Here is a 19,090-nt window from a genome sequence, read left to right as displayed (position 1 = left end):
ATATGTGTGATATAAAATTTTTTTCACCTTAATACGAATATGATCAAACAGATTTATTTCAAATGAATGAAAATGAATTTGGCGGTTGGAATGGTGTTAAAAGGACATGTTTGAATCATGAAGATATTGAAATTTTCTTAGAATTACATGATGAAAGTATATTTATTGTTCAAATAGATTCTGCAGAACGAAATGAAAAAGGCTATGATGTTATAGATCCAATAAAATCTAATAATCATAACTACTGTGAGTTGGTTATTGATAATGTTAGTTTGAAAATTAATGAATGGCTTGGAGGCAAATTTGATTCAAGAACTGCATTTGCAGTTTGTGTTGAAGAGATAGAAGCTTGGTTGTTAACTAGGTTTTTTGATAACACATCAAAGTTTACAAATCCAAAACAAAAATTTGAGTACGAATTCAATAAAAAGTTGTCTAAGAGTGAAGTTAAATCTATGTCTGAGAAGAGTGTTTTCAAAAAATATCATAGCTTAAGCAAACCTTTTTCAAAGAAGAAAGATTTGCCTAAGTATGCCAGAAATAATTTGAGTTTTAACAAGTTTTATGAACAACTTATTTTTTTTGATAATTAAATCAACCCCGCTCTCTTCAACAAAGCCTCCACTTTCGGTTCTTGACCTCTGAATTTTTTATACAATTCCATTGGTAATTCGGTGCCACCTTTTGAAAGCACGTTGTCTTTGAATTTGGTGGCTACTTCTTTATTGAAAATTCCTTTTTCTTGGAAATATGCAAACGCATCGGCATCTAAAACTTCAGCCCATTTGTAGCTGTAATAGCCTGAAGAATATCCGCCTTGGAATATATGTGAAAACGAAGTACTCATGCAATTTTCTTCTACATCTGGATATAACGATGCAATCTCCATTGCTTGTTTTTCAAAGGCTTTTACATCAGCAATAGTTTGTGATTTTCCATGATAAGCCATGTCTAAAATTCCGAAACTTAATTGTCTCAACGTTGCCATTCCTTCTAAGAAACTAGCACTTTCTTTGATTTTTTCTACATATTGTTGCGGAATAATTTCACCCGTTTCGTAATGTTTGGCAAATAATGCCAATGCTTCGGGTTCGTAACACCAGTTTTCCATCACTTGACTAGGTAATTCCACAAAATCCCAATAAACAGAAGTTCCTGATAAACTTGGATACGTTGTATTCGCTAACATGCCGTGTAAAGCGTGCCCAAATTCGTGAAACAATGTTGTTACTTCGTTGAAAGTCAATAATGATGGTTTCGTTTCGGTTGGTGGTGTGAAATTACAAACGATAGAAACATGTGGTCGTTCGTTGATTCCGTCCTTAATATATTGTGGTTTGTAGGATGTCATCCAAGCACCATTTCGTTTTCCTTTTCTCGGGAAGAAATCCGAATAGAAAACAGCTACTAATTTACCTTCAAAATCTAAAACTTCAAAAGTTTGAACGTCTTCGTGGTATTTGTCAATGTCAAAAACTTCTTTGAAAGTGATTCCGAATAACTTTTCTGCGATTGTGAAAGCGCCTTTCAATACATTTTCCAATTGGAAATACGGTTTCAACAACTCATCATCCAAACTGAATAATTTTTGTTTCAATTTTTCCGAATAATAAGCGCCATCCCATTTTTCTAATTGGTCAATTCCGTCTAATTCTTTGGCGAAAGCTGTTAATTCAGCAAATTCTTTATGAGCCGCTGGTTTCGCTTTTTCTAATAAATCATTCAAAAACGATTGTACTTTCTCTGGATTTTGAGCCATTCGTTCTTCTAAAACAAAATGCGAATGCGATTGATAACCTAACAAATTCGCACGTTTGTGACGTAATTCCACAATGCGTTTTACGTTTTCTTTATTATCGAATTCATTATCCTGAAACGATTTCTTTCCAGCAGCAATAGCGATTTCTTTTCGCAATTCACGATTTTCAACGTAGGTTACGAAAGGTAAATAACTTGGGAAATCTAAAGTGAAAACCCAACCTTCTAAATTTTTTGATTTTGCCAAACTCGCTGCCATTTCTTTAGCGCCATCAGGTAAACCTTTTAAATCGGATTCATTAGTAATATGTAATTGATAGTTATTGGTTTCTGCCAAAACATTTTCTCCGAAAGTCAGTTTTATCTTGGCTAACTCGGTATCAATCTCGCGTAATTTTAATTTATCTTCTTCATTCAGTAAAGCTCCATTTCGAGAAAAACTTTTGAATTTTTTATCTAGTAAAGTCGCTTGTTCGGTAGTTAATGTTAAAGTATCTTTTTGATCATAAACTGCTTTTACTCGTTTGAATAAGTCTTCGTTCAAAGCAATATCATTACTAAATGCTGTAAGTAAAGGCGAAACTTCTTGCGCAATTTTTTGCATTTCTTCACAAGTTTCTGCCGAATTCAAATTGAAGAAAATATTCGATAAACGATCTAATTGTTCTCCAGAATAATCCAAAGCTTCAATTGTATTTGAAAAAGTAGGTGCTTCTGTGTTTTTTACGATGTTATCGATTTCAGCACGAGCAAGTTCAATGGTTTTTTCAAAAGCTTCCTTGTAATCTGAAAGATTAATCTTACCAAAAGGTGCTGTATTGTACTTTGTTGTAAATTTTTTTAAAAAAAGTGTCATAAAAATTTGTTTTTACCGATAAAGTGTATAATTTTGTCGATGAAATGATGTAGGAACATCCTTTTTGCCCCAAATCAGAGAGAGAGTAGAATTTTTTTATAGTTGTCACTTAATTGTGAGTAGAAACCCCGAATTAGTAATAAATCGGGGTTTTCTGTTTTTATTTCAATCCTTCCGAAGCTTTTAATACCGCTTGTTTCAAACCTTCTTTGTAGGCGATAATTTTATCTAACACACATTTATCAGAACTTCCGATAATTTGTGCGGCTAAGATTCCAGCATTTTTTGCTCCGTTTAAAGCAACAGTTGCTACAGGAACACCTCCAGGCATTTGTAAAATCGATAAAACAGAATCCCAACCATCAATAGAATTACTTGATTTTACAGGAACTCCAATTACAGGAAGTGGCGACATAGAAGCAACCATTCCAGGTAAATGAGCCGCACCACCAGCTCCAGCAATAATTACTGAGATGCCTCTTTCGTGCGCGTTTTTACTGAAATCAAATAATTTTTCAGGTGTTCGGTGTGCCGAAACAATATCTACTTCAGTTTCGATATCAAATCCTTTTAATATGTCGATGGCTTCTTGCATTACCGGCATATCCGAAATGCTGCCCATTATTATTGCTACTTTGCTCATGTTTAGCCCCCTAACCCCCAAAGGGGGAATTCCTACTAGGGGTGAGTAGGTTTTTATGTTGTTTTTTTGTTTATTAATGCTGAAAAAATTAAACAGATAATCATATTGTATAAAATGTTTATAAAATGAGTTCCGTGTAATAAAGTTCTTTCATCGCATTCTCCTCTAACTTCGAATTGATAATACATTTCAAAAGGAAATCCAATTGTTAAATTGGGAGATATATTGTTAAATCTTGAATAAATCATGGAAAATGATAATGACAAAAATGATAATACACAAAACAATATTGTGGTATAAAAAATAATCTTTAAAATCTTTTTTATCATTTTCAATTCGGTTTTAAATTCCCCCTTTGGGGGTTAGGGGGCTGCTAATTACTCTAATTGAATTCTTCACTTCCTCCGCAATTTTTCTCGCTTCCGTCATATCTTCATTTACGATGGTAACGTGTCCCATTTTTCGGAAAGGTCGTGTTTCTCTTTTTCCGTAAATGTGTGGAGTTACGCCATCAATTGCCATGATTTTCTCTATGTTTTCGTAAACTACTTGTCCAGAATAACCTTCTTCACCTACCAAATTTACCATAATTCCGGCAACTTTGCTATCGGTGTTTCCTAAAGGTAAGTTTAAAATCGCACGTAAATGATTTTCAAATTGTGAAGTATAACTCGCTTCAATCGAATAATGTCCAGAGTTATGTGGGCGAGGAGCGACTTCGTTTACCAAAATTTCATCGTCTGCTGTTTGAAACATTTCCACTGCTAATAATCCAATATGATGAAACGCTTGCGAAACTTTTAATGCAACTTCCGTAGCCTTTTGAGCAACTTTTTCATCAATTCGAGCTGGACAAATTACATATTCTACTTGATTGGCCTCAGGATGAAATTCCATTTCTACTACTGGATACGTTTTCACTTCACCAGAAACCGAACGCGCTACAATTACTGCTAATTCATTTTTGAACGGTACCATTTCTTCGGCAATACATTCTACATCAGGAAGTTTAACCAAATCTAATGCTGAGCGACAAATTTTAACGCCATTTCCGTCGTAACCAAATTGCGCACATTTCCATACAAAAGGAAATTCTAATTCGTCTTTGGCTAAAGCGTTTCTCAAATCGTTTAAGTCAACAAATCGTTGGTGTGGCGAAGTTGGAATATCGTTTGAAACGTAATAATCTTTTTGTTTTCCTTTGTTTTGAATCAAACGTAAGGTTTTTGGCGATGGGTAAATCGGTAATCCTTCTGCTTCTAATTTATCTAAAGCGTCTAAATTTACATTTTCAATTTCGATAGTTAACAAATCGACCATTTTACCAAATTGGTAAACCGTATCAAAATCCATTAAACTGCCTTTGTAAAATCCATTGCAACTGTATCTTGCTGGAGCTTCTTCACTTGGTTCTAAAACTAAAGTTTGAATATCGAATTTTCGAGTTTCGGTCAAAAGCATTTTTCCTAATTGACCTCCTCCTAAAATTCCTAATTTAAAATCAGAAGAAAAATAATTCATTTGTTGTAGTTGTTGTTTGCGCAAAGATACTCAGACAATTGATAATTAACAATTGATAATTAACAATTTGTTACTTGTTGAGTTTTTTCAAAAGATTTCGTGTTGCCGCTTGGTAAGCCGCGGTATGATTCGAATAATCTTGAGAAATAATCGTTTTTAATTCATCGTGAACCCAATCGTATTTCTTTCCCAAAACAAAAAGGGCTTTCATGGCATACACTTTTGCGGCTACCTTTTCGTCTTGAATCAAGCGGTCAATTAAGGCTTCCATTAAATTGTGTTCTTGTTCTTGTGTGAGAGAAATACCGTTTTTTCTGTGATTACTTTTCGCTAAAAAGAAAGCGATTTTAGTCGCTGGTCGTAATGCAGAATCATCTTTTATTTTTGGAAGAATAGTACAGAAATCCTCAATATAAGGAACAAATTGTTTCAGTTTCTTTTCGCAAACCAAATCCAAACTCCAAAATGCTTTTACATGTAATTCATCTTTTGTGTCAAAAGCAAGTTGTATCATTTCTTTTAGATGATTTTCATCTTTCATAGCAAAATTACTAACCATTTTCCGGCTAGCAACATGGCAAGTACTTGCCTCGATTTTCTGATACATTTGGCTTTTCATTTGGTAAATATATCAAATTTGCAAAAAAGTTGAAATACTTTGTAGCTATTCATTTGACTTTCTTAAATTTGTTGTTTATTTCTAAATCTAACCAAAGTGATACAACTACACGATAAGAAATTTGAAGTTTTTATTTCGGGAGAGGAAATTAACTTCGCAATTGAAAACATGGCCAAACAAATTGAAGATGATTTTTGTGATGATGTTCCTGTTTTTATTGGAGTTTTGAATGGCGCTTTCATGGTCGTGGCTGATTTGTTGAAAAAATACAGTCACAATTGCGAAGTTTCATTTGTAAAAATGGCTTCGTATGAAGGAACACAAACTACTAATGAGGTGAAAGAGCTGATTGGTTTGAACCAAAGTTTAGAAGGTCGTTCTGTAATTATAGTGGAAGATATTGTAGATACTGGAAATACAATTGAAGAATTAAAAGCCATTATGAAGCATCACAATGTGAAACATTTCAAAATTGCTACTTTATTCTTAAAACCAGAAGCCTATACAAAAGATATTAAATTAGATTATGTAGGTATTCGAATTCCTAATAAATTTATCGTAGGATATGGTTTAGACTACGATGGTTTAGGAAGAAATTTAAAAGACGTATATCAATTATCAGAATAACTAACTATTACAACTTAACATAACAAAACAATGATCAATATCGTATTATTTGGTAAGCCAGGAGCAGGGAAGGGAACGCAAGCCGATTTTTTAAAGCACAAATATAATTTAGTACATTTATCTACAGGAGATATTTTTAGATTCAACATTAAAAATGACACGGAATTAGGTAGATTAGCTAAAACTTTTATGGATAAAGGTGATTTGGTTCCGGATGAAGTAACAATTAAAATGTTGCAAAGCGAAGTAGATAAAAACCCGCAAGCAGCTGGATTTTTATTTGATGGTTTTCCAAGAACAATTGCACAAGCTGAAGCTTTAGATAAGTTTTTAGAGGGTAAAAATCAAGAAATTACTGCAACTGTAGCTTTGGAAGCGAACGATGAAATCTTAGTTCAACGTTTGTTAGAAAGAGGAAAAACTTCAGGTAGACCAGACGATCAAGACGAAGAAAAAATCAGAAATCGTTACCAAGAATACAACGAAAAAACCGCACCATTAATGGATTATTACAAAGCGCAACACAAATTTTACGCAGTTGATGGTATTGGATCTATTGAAGAAGTGACTGAAAGATTAAGTTTAGTTTTAGATACATTTTAATAGAAAAATCAGCCTTTGAGATAAATTTCGGGCTTTCGATTTTTTTTTCGATATTTGCACACAGAAAAGGAGCTATTTCCGTAATTTGGGATTTTAGCTCTTTTTTTATAATTTTAACTATGGAAATTTTAATCATTCTCTTTCTGATTATTTTAAACGGTGTTTTCTCAATGTCGGAAATCGCATTGATTTCAGCTCGTAAGAATCGTTTAGAAACTGCTGCTAAAAAAGGAAATAAAAATGCTAAGGCAGCTCTAGATTTAGCTAATTCTCCAAACGAATTTTTATCAACAGTTCAAATTGGAATTACCTTAATCGGAATTTTAACGGGTATTTATTCAGGAGATAAAATTACTACAGATGTTCAAAATTTTGTTTCAAGTTTTGAAGCTTTAAAACCGTATTCAGAATCAATTGCGGTTGGGATTGTAGTTGTAATTTTAACGTTTTTCTCTCTAGTTTTAGGAGAATTATTACCAAAAAGAATCGGTTTAAATTATCCAGAAGGAATTGCAAAAGCAGTTGCGGTTCCCATGAAATTAGTTTCTACAATTACAATGCCTTTTATATGGTTGCTGACTATTTCAACTGAATCTTTGATGAAACTTTTGCAAATTAAACCAACAGCTGACGGAAAAGTTACAGAAGAAGAAATCAAAGCCATTATAAAAGAAGGAACTGAAGTAGGTGAAGTTCAAGAAATTGAGCAAGATATTGTGGAACGTGTTTTTCATATTGGCGATAGAAAAGTCAATTCATTAATGACGCACCGAAATTCAATTGTTTATTTGTCTTACGAAGATTCCATTGAAGAAATCAAAGCGAAAGTTTTAGATGAATTGCATTCGGTTTATCCAGTATGTGCGGATAATTTAGACGATGTAGAAGGAATCGTTTTGTTGAAAGATTTGTTTGCCAGTTTTGAAAAAGGAAATTTCGATTTAAAATCGATAATTAAAGAACCAGTATATTTTATTGAGCAAACGTCGGCATATAAAGCATTGGAAAATTTTAAGGTTTCAAAAGTGCATTATGCTTTGGTTACAGATGAACACGGTGTTTTTCAAGGAATAATTACATTGAATGATATTTTAGAAGCGTTAGTAGGAGATGCGGCTGATTTCTATGAAGACGAATTTAAAATTGTAGCAAGAGAAGACGGCTCGTGGTTAGTTGACGGACATTATTCGTTGCACGATTTCCTAACTTATTTCGATATGGATGAGTTAATAGGAGATTACGAAGTAACAACAGTAAGTGGATTAATCATAACAGAATTAGGAGTAATCCCAAAACAAGGACAAAAGTTAATTTGGAACAAATTAGAGTTCGAAGTTATCGATATGGACGGTGTTAAAATTGATAAAGTTTTAATTACCAATTTAAAAGAATAAAACAATGACAGAAGGAAATTTTGTAGACTACGTAAAAATATATGTTTCTTCCGGAAAAGGAGGAAAAGGGTCTTCGCATTTACACAGAGAAAAATTTATTGAAAAAGGTGGACCTGATGGTGGTGATGGTGGTCGAGGTGGACACGTATACATTAAAGGAAATAAAAATCTTTGGACTTTATTTCACTTGAAATTCTTAAAACACATGCGTGCAGGTCACGGAGGTGATGGAGGAAGTTCAAGAAGTACAGGTCATGATGGAGAAGATAAATACATTGAAGTTCCATTAGGCACGGTTGTAAAAGATCAAGAAACTGGTGATGTTTTGTTTGAAATTACCGAACATGATGAGGTGAAAATCTTGGCAGAAGGAGGAAAAGGAGGTTTAGGAAACTGGCATTTTAGAAGTGCTATCAACCAAACGCCTCGTTATGCACAACCAGGAATGCCAGTAAAAGAAGTAGATGTTACTTTAGAATTAAAAGTTTTAGCTGATGTAGGTTTAGTAGGGTTTCCAAATGCAGGAAAATCAACTTTATTATCCGTTTTAACTTCGGCTAAGCCAAAAATTGCAGATTATCCGTTTACGACTTTAAAGCCTAATTTAGGGATTGTAGCGTACAGAGATTTTCAATCGTTTGTAATGGCTGATATTCCTGGGATTATTGAAGGTGCGGCAGAAGGAAAAGGATTAGGACATTACTTTTTGCGTCATATCGAACGTAATTCAACTTTATTGTTTTTAGTTCCAGCTGATGCGGATGATATTAAGAAAGAGTACGAAATTTTGTTAGACGAATTACGTCGTTACAATCCAGAAATGTTAGACAAAGATCGTTTGATTGTGATTTCAAAATGCGATATGTTAGACGATGAATTAAAAGCAGAATTGAAAAAACAACTGGATAAAGAATTAAAAGGAACTCCATATATGTTTATTTCATCGGTTGCTCAACAAGGTTTACAAGAGTTGAAAGACAAATTGTGGCAAATGCTGAATGTAGAAACAAAATAGTTTTCTATAAAAAAGTAAGAAAAAGCATCTCCATTTTGGAGATGCTTTTTTGTTTTTAATGCAGTTTATATAATAAAAAGTTAAAATTGCTTCAATCTAAACTGATTTTGAAATGATAATTTTAACGAAATCGTATTTTTAAGTATATTCGCCACACAAATCAAAAGAACACAGATTTATTATGAAAAAATTATTATTATTTGTCGTTTCTGCAATTATGCTTGTGCCAGCTTCGGTAAAAGCAGATGAAGGAATGTGGTTTTTGATGTTCATTGAGCGTTTAAATCACCGCGACATGCAAAAAATGGGCTTGCAATTAACAGCCGAAGAAATTTACAGTATCAATAACCACAGTTTAAAAGATGCAATCGTGCAATTTAATGGTGGATGTACTGCTGAAATGATTTCAAAAGACGGATTAGTTTTAACCAATCACCACTGTGGATATGATGCAATTGCAGAATTATCTTCAGCAGAAAAAAACTATTTAAAAAATGGGTATTGGGCAAAAAACAGAGCAGAAGAATTAAAACCATCTAGTTTATATGTACGTTTCTTCGTTCGTATGGACGATTGTACAAAAAGAATTTTGTCTGTAGTTAATCCAAGTATGAGCGAAGCGGATAGAGAAAAAGCTATCAATGCTGAAATCGCTAAAATTGAAAAAGAAAACAACGAAGGTGGAAAATATACCGTTTCTGTTCGTCCGTTTTTCCAAGGAAACGAATACTACTATTTCGTTTACCAAGATTACAAAGACGTTCGTTTAGTAGGAACTCCTCCAGAAAGTTTAGGAAAATTTGGTGGAGATACTGACAACTGGGAATGGCCACGCCATACAGCAGATTTCTCTATGTTTAGAGTGTATGCTGATGCTAACGGAAATCCAGCTGAATATTCTACAAGCAATGTTCCATTAAAACCAAAACATTATTTACCAGTAAATATTGGTGGTGTTAAAGAAAATGACTTCGCAATGATTTTAGGTTATCCAGGTAGAACTAACCGTTGGATGCCAGCAGGTGGAATTGAGCAAAACGTAAAATTTGCTTATCCAGCTTGGGTTGAAGGTTCAAAAACAGGAATGGACAACATGAAAAAATACATGGTTCAGTCAGATGCTTTAAACCTTATTTATGCTTCTAAATTTGCAGGAGTTGCTAACTACTGGAAAAACCGTCAAGGAATGATTGATGCATTATCAAAATTTGGTACAGCAAAAACGAAAGCAGCGCAAGAAGCTAAATTCCACAAATGGGCTAATAAGCCAGAAAATAAAGCAAAATATGGTAATGTAGTTCCTACAATCAATAAATATTATGCAATGACGAATGAGAAATCGCGTCATGATAATTATTTACAACAATTATTCAGAACTTCTGCTTTTGGAACTATTGGAAGAACTTTAGGAAGACAATTAGATGCTTATGTAAAAGCAGATGCTGCTAAACGTGCTGAAATGGCTCCAGCTATTTTAGAAATGGTAGACGAAATGTGTAAAGAGTTATATATTCCAGCAGAGAAAGATATTTTAGCAGCTCAATTGAGCTTATATTCAAAAAAAGCAGGATATACTTTAGCTCCAATGGTAGAAAAATTAGCTAAAGAAAACAATGGTGATTTCACTAAATATGTTAATGCAGCTTTCGATTTAAGTATTTTTACTTCAAAAGAAAAAGTAAAAGCATTTTTAGATTTACCAACAGAAGCTTTATTAGTAAATGATCCATTATATGTTTTATCAAATGATTTAATAACTCATTTAGGAAAAAGAAGTGATGAGTTAATAAAAGCGCAAAATGATTTTGGTGCCTCTTTCCGTTTATTAGTAGAAGGTTTGAGAGAATCTAAAATTGGAGAAATCAAATATCCAGATGCAAATTCAACGTTACGTTTAACCTATGGAAAAGTTCGTTCTTTACCAGCTGATAAACGTAATGATGCAACAATTAATAACTACACTACATTAGCAGGTCAAGTTAAAAAATACAAAAAAGGTGATTTAGAATTTGATTTACCTACAAGAGTATTAGAAATGAATGCTAAAAAAGAGTTTGGTCGTTATGCTGATAAAGACGGATCTTTACACGTTTGTTTCTTAACTGACAACGATATTACAGGTGGAAATTCAGGTTCACCAGTATTAAATGGAAAAGGTGAGTTAATCGGTTTAGCATTCGACGGAAACATCGAAGCTATGGCTGGTGACGTTATCTTTGATAAAAAATTACAAAGAACTATCAATGTTGATATTCGTTACGTGTTATGGGTAATTGAGAATTTCTCAGGAGCTAAACACATTGTAGACGAAATGACAATTGTGAAGTAATTTCTAAACAAATAATAAAAAAAACGACTTGAGAAATCAGGTCGTTTTTTTTTATGGTTGATAGTCAAAAGGTAACATATCTCCAACTTTTTTCCAACCCATATAGCCATAAAAAAATAGGTTGGCGGGGTTGTAGTAATTTCCATCAGCAAAATATTCAACAGCTTCATCTTCATTTTTTAATTGCGAGACTTGAAAATTTGCGTTTTCTTTTGTGGTAAAAATTAAAAATTTTTCATCAGGAGCAGCCTTAGTATAGGTTACGTTAATGTAATTGTCAAATTTTATAAATTTCTTTTCGTTTTCTTGAATTGTAAATTTAGAAATAGGCAAAGGAATAGTTCCTAATTTATTGATTTCTTTTTCTGGTAATTTTCTAATTAGAGAATAATCGTTAGTAAGCTTTGCTTTTGCAACTATTTTTTCAACCTCTTTTTCATCAGGATAATCTGGATTTGGCACTTTGATTAGTTCTCTCACACTAAACCCTTCTTCCTGTAACTTCTCATTAAATAAGGCTCTAACAAAATGCATTGAGGAACCTAAATAGGCTTCTAATCTGTTTTTTGAAATTTTTTTAGGATTTAGCTTTTCTTCTTTTGTGATGTCTTTAAAGAATGGGTATCCTAAATAAAAAGTAAATATTTGATTTTGCCCAATAACAGTATGATTAAATTGTATTAATTCATAACTTATGACATAACCGGTAGCTTTGTTTCTAATTTGTAATGGTTTATTTGCGTTAGCAATAAGATTATATTTTTCAGGAGTTTTTTCTTCATTTAAGATTATATCTTCAGGATTTAAAATTTCGGCTTCTCTAGCAATATCGCTATTCCCTATAAAATTTGCTTTGAAAATTTCAAACATTCTTTCCCAATTTTTGTCATGTTTCTGTTTGATGAAAACAACTTCATTTAATTCGTTTTTAATTTCTCTTAAATAAATGGTTTTATTAATATTATTACCATCGGATAGATTCAGACCCGTTTTTATGGTAATATATCCCACATAACTAATTATAATTTCCTTAGTTGTGATGGGAAGCTCTAAACTAAATTTTCCTTCAAAATCACTGTAAGTTCCACGAGAAGAATTTGGAACATAAATGGAGGCTCCTTGCAAGACTTCTTTGGTTGCAGCATCTTTAATGACACCTTCAAAAAGAACTTGTGAGAAGCTATTTATAGAGAAAAATAGCAAAATGAAATACTTCATAAATTAGTTAATTTTTACTTTTTCCGATTTTGAATGACTAGAAAATTCTGGTGCATACATGCTTTGTAAAGTTGCTATTCCGTTGTTAAAACTACCTGAATTTGTTATTCTCACTTCGTAATCAATAATGTAAGTTCCTTGTTTTATAGAGTCAAAAAAGAAATGAGTTGCCACGTCTTTTGTACTCATGTAGTAACTTGCTCCATCCCATATGTATTTTGAAATCACATTTACAGGTTCAAAACACGAAGCTCGTAAATCTTTTAAATGCACATATTCTAAATCAACTTCCGTTTTTATAGTTAAGCGAATCGTAATCAAATCACCCACTTTTAAAGTTTCTTTTGTAATTGGAATCAATTCTGTGCCCGCTTTTGTAGTTACATTTTTAAATAACTCTTTTTGAATTTGAGTTTCTCCTTTATTGTCACTTTTTATTTTCTCTAAATTCTCAAAATATTGCCAATACACACCACCATAACCCGGAACTTCCGATTTATTATCAACAGAAATTGTAGCCATCTCTTTAGATATTTCTGATGCGTTCCAGTTCATTTTAATGTAGCCTGTTTCTGCTTCTTTGTCTTTAGTTGTAAGTTTTTGACTTAAGATTTTTTCGCTTCCAATTTTAAACTTTGTATTGTCTTTTACTGTAGTCCAATCGGTTCCTTGCAATAATAGAGCATAAATGGCTTCCGAAGTTGATTTGGTTGTATTCCAGTTTTTTATTTGCTTGTTTCGAATTAACCACACTTTCATGGCATCAATTGATTTGGTATTATTTTCAATTTCGGCAAAAGCTTCAATGATTAAGGCTTGTGTTTCTATTTTCGATTCATACCAATAATAGCCATTTCGATTGTCAATCCAATACATACCATCATTTTCATTAGATGCCGACGTTTCTTTTAAATGCGTAATGATTTTTTTAGCAAATTCTTTTTCATTAAATCGATGCATTACTAAAGCCATCATCCCTTTTTGATATAGCGAATAATCCAACCATTTTTTCTTCAAATCAGCTAAATCTACTTTGATTATGGAATCTATTTGTTTAGAAATTGGATATTGTTTCAAATAAAAACTTCTAGTGTATAAATAATGAATATCGGTAGGATTGTAACTTGGAGAAGAAAGTTTATTAAGTCTTTTGCTTTCGATAAATTTAGCGTCTAAATACGGAATTGCTTTTTTGGTAATGTTATCAAAATTATTGTCCGAATTAGGGAAAAGTTTGTCCAAGTGACCTAATCCTCCTAAAATGTGTTGGGTGATATAACGACTTTCATTTCCGCCATTAAACCATGGGAAACCACCAGAAGGCATCATTTTATCTTCTAGTTTTTTAAATGTAGCATTTGACGATTCTTTCAAAGTATTCAAGTCGAAAAGTAAAGCTAGACGTTTGTTTTTCGCATTTTCATCAGTATCAAAAAACCATGGAGTTTCAGCTAATAATATCGATTTTAGTTCTTCATTAATTTCTAACTTAGATTTCGTTTTTCCTTCCTTTTTCCAAGATTCAAATACGCTTTCTACTTTAGGATTACTACTAATAATTTCTTTTGCAATAAAATTGGCACAGTAACGAGAAAACGTTTGTTCCGCACACTCGTGTTCGTATTCCATCAAATAAGGAAGCGATTGAATGGCCATCCAAACCGGATTTGAAGTATATTCCAAAGTAAACAAATGATTTCGCAACGTTTTGGAATCATTGTTTTTTAAATTTTCGAAAACTACTTCTTTTTTACTTTTTTCACGAACCCATAACGGAATGCTTTCGGTAACTAAAATCGAATTACTTAAAACAGGTAAAATATTTTCTTCCCCATCTGAAAAATTACCCGACTTAGCAATGATTTTGTATTGTAAACCTTGTAAGCCTTCAGGAATACTTATGGTCCAACTTACAGCAGTATTTTCTTTTGCTTTACAATTAAAGTTTTTAGTATTCTTACTGTTTAAAGTTTCAATATCGATTGATTTTCCTGAGGTAGCATCAAATAATTGAAGCAGCGCAATTCCTGATTTGGCTTCGTTGGTTAGGTTGGCTACTTTTGCAGTTACTGTTATGCTATCATTTTCTCTTACAAATCGAGGCATGTTTGGCATAATCATTAAATCCTTTTGCGAAATAATATCAGCTTCTAAATAACCTGTTTCTGCTTTTTTATTGTGCGCATACATGCGAAGTTTCCATTTGGTAAGAGATTCAGGTGTAATAAATTTAAAATTGACTTTTCCTTCAGAATCCGTTGTTAGATGCGGATAAAAGAAAGCGGTTTCATTGAAGTTAGTTCTTGTTTTTACCTGAGCTAATTCTTTCAAAGCATTTTTTGTTGTAATTATAATAACACCATTTAACCCTTGTTCGCCATATAAAGCAGCTCCTTGTGCTCCTTTTAAAACAGATACTTCATGAATTGCGTCTGGTTTTATATTTCCTAAAATGTTTGCATTTGAAATTACACCATCGATTACTACTAAAGCATCGTTATTCCCAGAGATCGAACGGTTTCCTCTTAAAACAATTCTAGTTGATGGGTTAATGCCATTAGTAGCTGTTTCAATGGTTAACCCAGAAACTTTTCCTGCTAAAGATTGAAGGACATTTGGATTACTAGCTTGCGATAGTTCAGCTCCACTAATTATTAGATCAGAAAAAGTAATAGCGTCAACTTTTCTTTTAATTCCCATAGCGCCAACAATTTCAACGACTTTTCCTTCAACAATATCATCTTTTAATGAAATATTAATCATTGAAGAATTAATTTCATTTGATACCATTTTTTTTCCAGTATAAGTAATAACAAGCGTTTCACCTGTTAAAGCAAAAATTTGATATTTACCATCAAAGTCAGTAGTCGTTTCTCTTGTAGTGCCTTTGATAATTATATTTGCTCCAGGAATAGGACCTAATTCATCTGAAACTACACCATAAACTAATTTAGCTCCATTTGGTATTTCGGCTACTATATTTAACTCTTTTTGATATTTTCTTTGTGACCATGTAATATTTTTGCTTAAATATTCAAATCCGTACCAATTAATTTCTGGTTTCGGAATATATAAGTAAGTAAAATTTTGAATATTGTTTTGTAAACCATAAATATTCATTGTTTTAGTATCGAATTCTCTATTTAAGTAATAAAACTGAGGTTTGTTAGGGTTTTTTTCGTATTCATAAAAATAAGTATTTTGCCAATTTTGTTTAGAAAATAAATCTAGCGAAGAATCGTACATGCTAGCTAAAATTTCAGATTCAAGTTTTTGATCTTTGATTTTAAAAACCCAGTTTTCTAAACTTCCAGGTTCAATTTTATTTCTTATACTTAGAATTTCAAAGTCTAATTTGGAAGCTTTTATAATCTTGTTAATCTTGTGGTTTTTTTCATAAGCTGAATTTTCCCAAAAGGAAACAAATTGAAATTGGTATGAATTATCTAAATTTTGTTTTTTTCTAATTTTAAGAATTCCTTTTCCATTCACTAATTGAATCGTTTCTAAATGAAATTCATTTTCATCTTCATAAGCTCTTGTTGTGATATATAAATTAGGTATAGCAGAATAAAAAACTATTTCAAAATAGTTTAAATTAGGGTTGTCATTTGGTTTAAAAGTAAACAGATCGGTTTTATTTAGATGTGGATTTACTTTTGAATTAAGTGTAAAATTGTTGGAAGTTTGTATAGTGTCACCTTTTATGTCAATTGTAGAAATATCAGCTTGATATTTTCCTAAATTTAATGTTTTAAGGAATGATAAATTAATGTTTCTTTCTTTTTGAGTATCAAAAAAAATAGTCTTGATTAAAATTTTTTCCGAATCCAAATCAGAACTTTCATATGGTTCATGCGGGAATAAATTGGTAAATTCTTCTCTTGAAATATTTTTAAGCTCAGGGAATGTATTTCGATTTATTAAAAATGTCTTTTCTTTGATTTGATAAATTTTTATCTCGCCTTTGCAATCAATAGGATAATTATTATAATTGGTACTTTTTATAGTTATCTTGTTGTTATCTTCTTTGAAATATTCATTATTTACTATTGGTAATAGTTTTATAGTTTTTTGATTCACATAAACTTCTTTTTTACCTATTTTAGTTTCTCCATTCAAATCTGTTATTTCTACATTTATATAAAAACTTATATTTTCGATTTGATTATTTTTTAATATTGAATCGTTTGCAATTAGTTCAATTTCGAAGTTCCCTTCATTATCTGTTTTTGTTTCCTTTTCAAAAACGTATTCAGAATAATTGTCTTTTATATCTAAAATGGATTTTGAAAATGTATATTTGACTTTCGCTTCAGTTATGTTGCTTCCAGCTAGTGCTTTAGCATTGCCTTTTATTTTTAAAGTATCACCAATAGTATATCTTTCTTTGATATCATTAAAATTGATTTCAAATGTTGGTCTTTTATATTCTTCAACTTTAAAACTGAAATTTCCGTATTCATCAAAATCTACATAGTCCCAAAAAGAGTGTTCATCTTCTTTTTCATTATAATATTTTTTATCAATTTCGTAGTTTTCTGGTTCACTAATATATAATGAAAATTCTCCTGTTAGAACATTTTTTGGAATATCAAACTCTCCCGAAAATGAGCCATACTCATTAGTTTGGACTTCATATTCTTTAATTATTTTGTTGTTAACATCTTCAATTCTTACAGCTACAGACAAGAAAGGAACAATGTTTTTCTTTTTATTTTTGTTTTCAATGATTATTCCTTTGTAAAGAACTTTTTGGCCAGGACGGTAGATAGCCCTGTCAAAATACACATTAGCTTTGGCTTCAAATACTTCTTCATTTTTTTCATATTCGTTGGTTAATAATCTTTCTTTATAATATTCATCGACTATTGTATCATTGTCTTTTATAAAGTGAAGACTTGAAAAATTATTTTCATCTTTTTTGTATTCTTTTTTTAAAAAGAATGCTTTTCCATTTTTGTTTGATAAAGTTGATGTGTCATTATTTTTAACGATTACATTTTCTATTGGTTTTCCAGTCTTTCTATCATAAATGAAAAAGACTTCTTCTTTGTTGTTGTAATTCGAATGATAAATCATATTTGTTACTGTTATATGCTCATATGATTTTATTGTTTCTAAACTGTTAGAATTAGTTTTGTTTTCTATAACTAACAAATAATTTCCGACTTCTATTTTTTCGAGTAAAATTTCAGTAGAACTATTAAAGAGTTTTTCTCCCTTTGGCAAAGTTTTGTAATATGTTTTTAAAGGCTTATTCTTAGAAATAAAATTGTTAACCAAAGAATCTTTTGTGTTCTTTGAATAACTTTTAAACCATTTATTGTTCTTAGACGGAAGCTTGAAATAAGATACTTTTAAAGTGTCAATGTTTTTAAAGTTTATGAAAGCTCTAATGTTTTGATTAGCGTAAAGTGTTTTTTTTACAGTAATATTAAGTGATTTTCCTTGTATGTTGTTCTTTAGGTATTCTGCTTCAAAAAGAGCATTATTATTTTCATTTTGAGAGAGAACTAATTCAGCATATTCTAATGCTTGTATGACTTTTTCCTTGTCTTTAGTGTTATATCCCTCAGAATGGTAGTGTTTTGCTAATTCAATTCTAATATTTTGTTTCAGGAATAAAAAATTAGTTTCTTTTTCTAAAGCGGATAATTTTTCAACGAATAAATCATAATTCTTTATTTCATCATGAAAAAATTGCAATCGTTCAAAATAAAATTGATCCCTTAAATTTTGGTTTTTAGCAAATATTTCTTTTTCTTGGTAGAAAGAAATCAGTTTTTGAAAATTTTTATTATCAAATTTCTGATTATCTATTTTGATAAAACGTTCACTGTTTTCATAGAATAAATTAGATGATTGTATAAATGCCTCTGTTTTGGAAATACCATAAAAATTGTGTTTTGAAGTCAAAAATTGGATGTATTTTACACTTAAAAAATCATACAACGAATAATTTGCTCCGTCTAGAAAAGGTGAAATTTTAAAAATTTCTTTATAGTCTTTGACAGAAGTTTGTCGTAATTCTACTTTGTATTTTACTGATTCGTCAAACGCTTTTTCAATTTCATTTGTAAAATCTTGATATGACCAAGTTGAAAAATCTTGTGATGTATTATCTTGAATAGGAGTTCGCTTATAGATATTAGTAGCATTTTTGTTCAAATATTGAGTTAGCAATTGAGCATAGATATAATTTAAAACCCCTTTACTAGGTTTTGAAGCCTCCTTGATTTCCTCTTTGATGTCCAATATTATTTTCTCACTTGCATTTTCATCCAAAACTTGTAGAAATTTTGATTTGTAGAAAAAACATTTAATAATCTCGGGTTCATTGTTTTTTCGATTCGCCTTTCTGTAAATTTTAGTTACAATTTCGTCTGCTGATTTTGTTTTTCCGTCTAATTCAAGTTGCATGACTTCTTTCCACTGTTCTTCGAAATTTTGAGAAAAAGTAAAAGTGCTTATAAGTAAACTAAAAAGGAAAATTTTGAATTTCAT

The 19,090-nt window shown here is 31.3% G+C and carries 12 protein-coding genes; 6 read left to right on the top strand and 6 right to left on the bottom strand.

The features are described 5' to 3' along the window. The first annotated feature begins 62 nt into the window (after positions 1 to 62). Positions 63 to 593 (top strand): hypothetical protein, encoded by a 531-nt coding sequence (locus tag BP92_RS0108500; RefSeq protein ID WP_026725672.1) that lies wholly within the window; start codon positions 63 to 65, stop codon positions 591 to 593. Here BP92_RS0108500 and BP92_RS0108495 read toward each other — a convergent pair. The 4 genes from BP92_RS0108495 to BP92_RS0108475 all read right to left on the bottom strand — a co-directional run bounded on the left by BP92_RS0108495 (position 590) and on the right by BP92_RS0108475 (position 5,385). Further along, positions 590 to 2,614: a M3 family metallopeptidase gene (locus tag BP92_RS0108495; RefSeq protein ID WP_026725671.1), complete on the bottom strand. Its 2,025-nt coding sequence runs from the start codon at positions 2,612 to 2,614 to the stop codon at positions 590 to 592. The genes BP92_RS0108500 and BP92_RS0108495 overlap by 4 nt on opposite strands. Before the next feature lie 160 nt (positions 2,615 to 2,774). Further along, positions 2,775 to 3,257, bottom strand: a complete 483-nt coding sequence (gene purE / locus BP92_RS0108490; RefSeq protein WP_008254544.1) for a 5-(carboxyamino)imidazole ribonucleotide mutase — start codon at positions 3,255 to 3,257, stop codon at positions 2,775 to 2,777. A gap of 342 nt (positions 3,258 to 3,599) precedes the next feature. Continuing rightward, complete coding sequence (locus BP92_RS0108480) at positions 3,600 to 4,778, bottom strand: 5-(carboxyamino)imidazole ribonucleotide synthase (protein ID WP_026725669.1); 1,179 nt, start codon at positions 4,776 to 4,778, stop codon at positions 3,600 to 3,602. Positions 4,779 to 4,848: 70 nt separating this feature from the next. Next, on the bottom strand, positions 4,849 to 5,385 hold the full coding sequence (locus tag BP92_RS0108475; RefSeq protein WP_150111895.1) for a hypothetical protein: 537 nt from the start codon (positions 5,383 to 5,385) through the stop codon (positions 4,849 to 4,851). Positions 5,386 to 5,493: 108 nt separating this feature from the next. On the opposite strand from BP92_RS0108475, the gene hpt reads away from it, so the two are divergent. The 5 genes from hpt to BP92_RS0108445 all read left to right on the top strand — a co-directional run bounded on the left by hpt (position 5,494) and on the right by BP92_RS0108445 (position 11,365). Next, complete coding sequence (gene hpt, locus BP92_RS17335; protein ID WP_026725667.1) at positions 5,494 to 6,024, top strand: hypoxanthine phosphoribosyltransferase; 531 nt, start codon at positions 5,494 to 5,496, stop codon at positions 6,022 to 6,024. A gap of 30 nt (positions 6,025 to 6,054) precedes the next feature. Beyond that, a complete protein-coding gene (locus tag BP92_RS17330; protein ID WP_026725666.1) occupies positions 6,055 to 6,627 on the top strand; it encodes an adenylate kinase in 573 nt (190 codons plus the stop codon). Between the two features lie 119 nt (positions 6,628 to 6,746). Next, positions 6,747 to 8,021 (top strand): hemolysin family protein, encoded by a 1,275-nt coding sequence (locus BP92_RS0108455; protein ID WP_084329697.1) that lies wholly within the window; start codon positions 6,747 to 6,749, stop codon positions 8,019 to 8,021. 4 nt (positions 8,022 to 8,025) lie between these two features. Next, positions 8,026 to 9,036 (top strand): GTPase ObgE, encoded by a 1,011-nt coding sequence (gene obgE, locus BP92_RS0108450; protein ID WP_026725663.1) that lies wholly within the window; start codon positions 8,026 to 8,028, stop codon positions 9,034 to 9,036. 181 nt (positions 9,037 to 9,217) lie between these two features. Beyond that, positions 9,218 to 11,365, top strand: coding sequence for a S46 family peptidase (locus BP92_RS0108445; RefSeq protein WP_026725662.1), 2,148 nt, complete (start codon positions 9,218 to 9,220; stop codon positions 11,363 to 11,365). 51 nt (positions 11,366 to 11,416) lie between these two features. Here the strand turns inward: BP92_RS0108445 and BP92_RS0108440 are convergent, their stop codons facing one another. Further along, a complete protein-coding gene (locus tag BP92_RS0108440) occupies positions 11,417 to 12,583 on the bottom strand; it encodes a carboxypeptidase-like regulatory domain-containing protein (RefSeq protein ID WP_026725661.1) in 1,167 nt (388 codons plus the stop codon). Between the two features lie 3 nt (positions 12,584 to 12,586). Continuing rightward, entirely contained in the window at positions 12,587 to 19,090 is a 6,504-nt protein-coding gene (locus BP92_RS16755; protein WP_026725660.1) for an alpha-2-macroglobulin family protein, read from the bottom strand.

The organism is Flavobacterium sasangense DSM 21067 (assembly GCF_000686885.1).
Classification (GTDB): Bacteria; Bacteroidota; Bacteroidia; order Flavobacteriales; family Flavobacteriaceae; genus Flavobacterium; species Flavobacterium sasangense.
Note: the sequence above shows the minus strand (reverse complement) of the source record. Positions and strands in the feature narration are given on the sequence as shown.

Excerpts from the sequence above, each read along its gene's own strand:
- BP92_RS0108500 (WP_026725672.1), top strand. The coding sequence starts at position 63 with ATGAATGAAAATGAATTTGGCGGTTGGAATGGTGTTAAAAGGACATGT.
- BP92_RS0108495 (WP_026725671.1), bottom strand. The coding sequence starts at position 2,614 with ATGACACTTTTTTTAAAAAAATTTACAACAAAGTACAATACAGCACCT.
- purE (WP_008254544.1), bottom strand. The coding sequence starts at position 3,257 with ATGAGCAAAGTAGCAATAATAATGGGCAGCATTTCGGATATGCCGGTA.
- BP92_RS0108480 (WP_026725669.1), bottom strand. The coding sequence starts at position 4,778 with ATGAATTATTTTTCTTCTGATTTTAAATTAGGAATTTTAGGAGGAGGT.
- BP92_RS0108475 (WP_150111895.1), bottom strand. The coding sequence starts at position 5,385 with ATGTATCAGAAAATCGAGGCAAGTACTTGCCATGTTGCTAGCCGGAAA.
- BP92_RS17330 (WP_026725666.1), top strand. The coding sequence starts at position 6,055 with ATGATCAATATCGTATTATTTGGTAAGCCAGGAGCAGGGAAGGGAACG.
- BP92_RS0108455 (WP_084329697.1), top strand. The coding sequence starts at position 6,747 with ATGGAAATTTTAATCATTCTCTTTCTGATTATTTTAAACGGTGTTTTC.
- obgE (WP_026725663.1), top strand. The coding sequence starts at position 8,026 with ATGACAGAAGGAAATTTTGTAGACTACGTAAAAATATATGTTTCTTCC.
- BP92_RS0108445 (WP_026725662.1), top strand. The coding sequence starts at position 9,218 with ATGAAAAAATTATTATTATTTGTCGTTTCTGCAATTATGCTTGTGCCA.
- BP92_RS0108440 (WP_026725661.1), bottom strand. The coding sequence starts at position 12,583 with ATGAAGTATTTCATTTTGCTATTTTTCTCTATAAATAGCTTCTCACAA.
- BP92_RS16755 (WP_026725660.1), bottom strand. The coding sequence starts at position 19,090 with ATGAAATTCAAAATTTTCCTTTTTAGTTTACTTATAAGCACTTTTACT.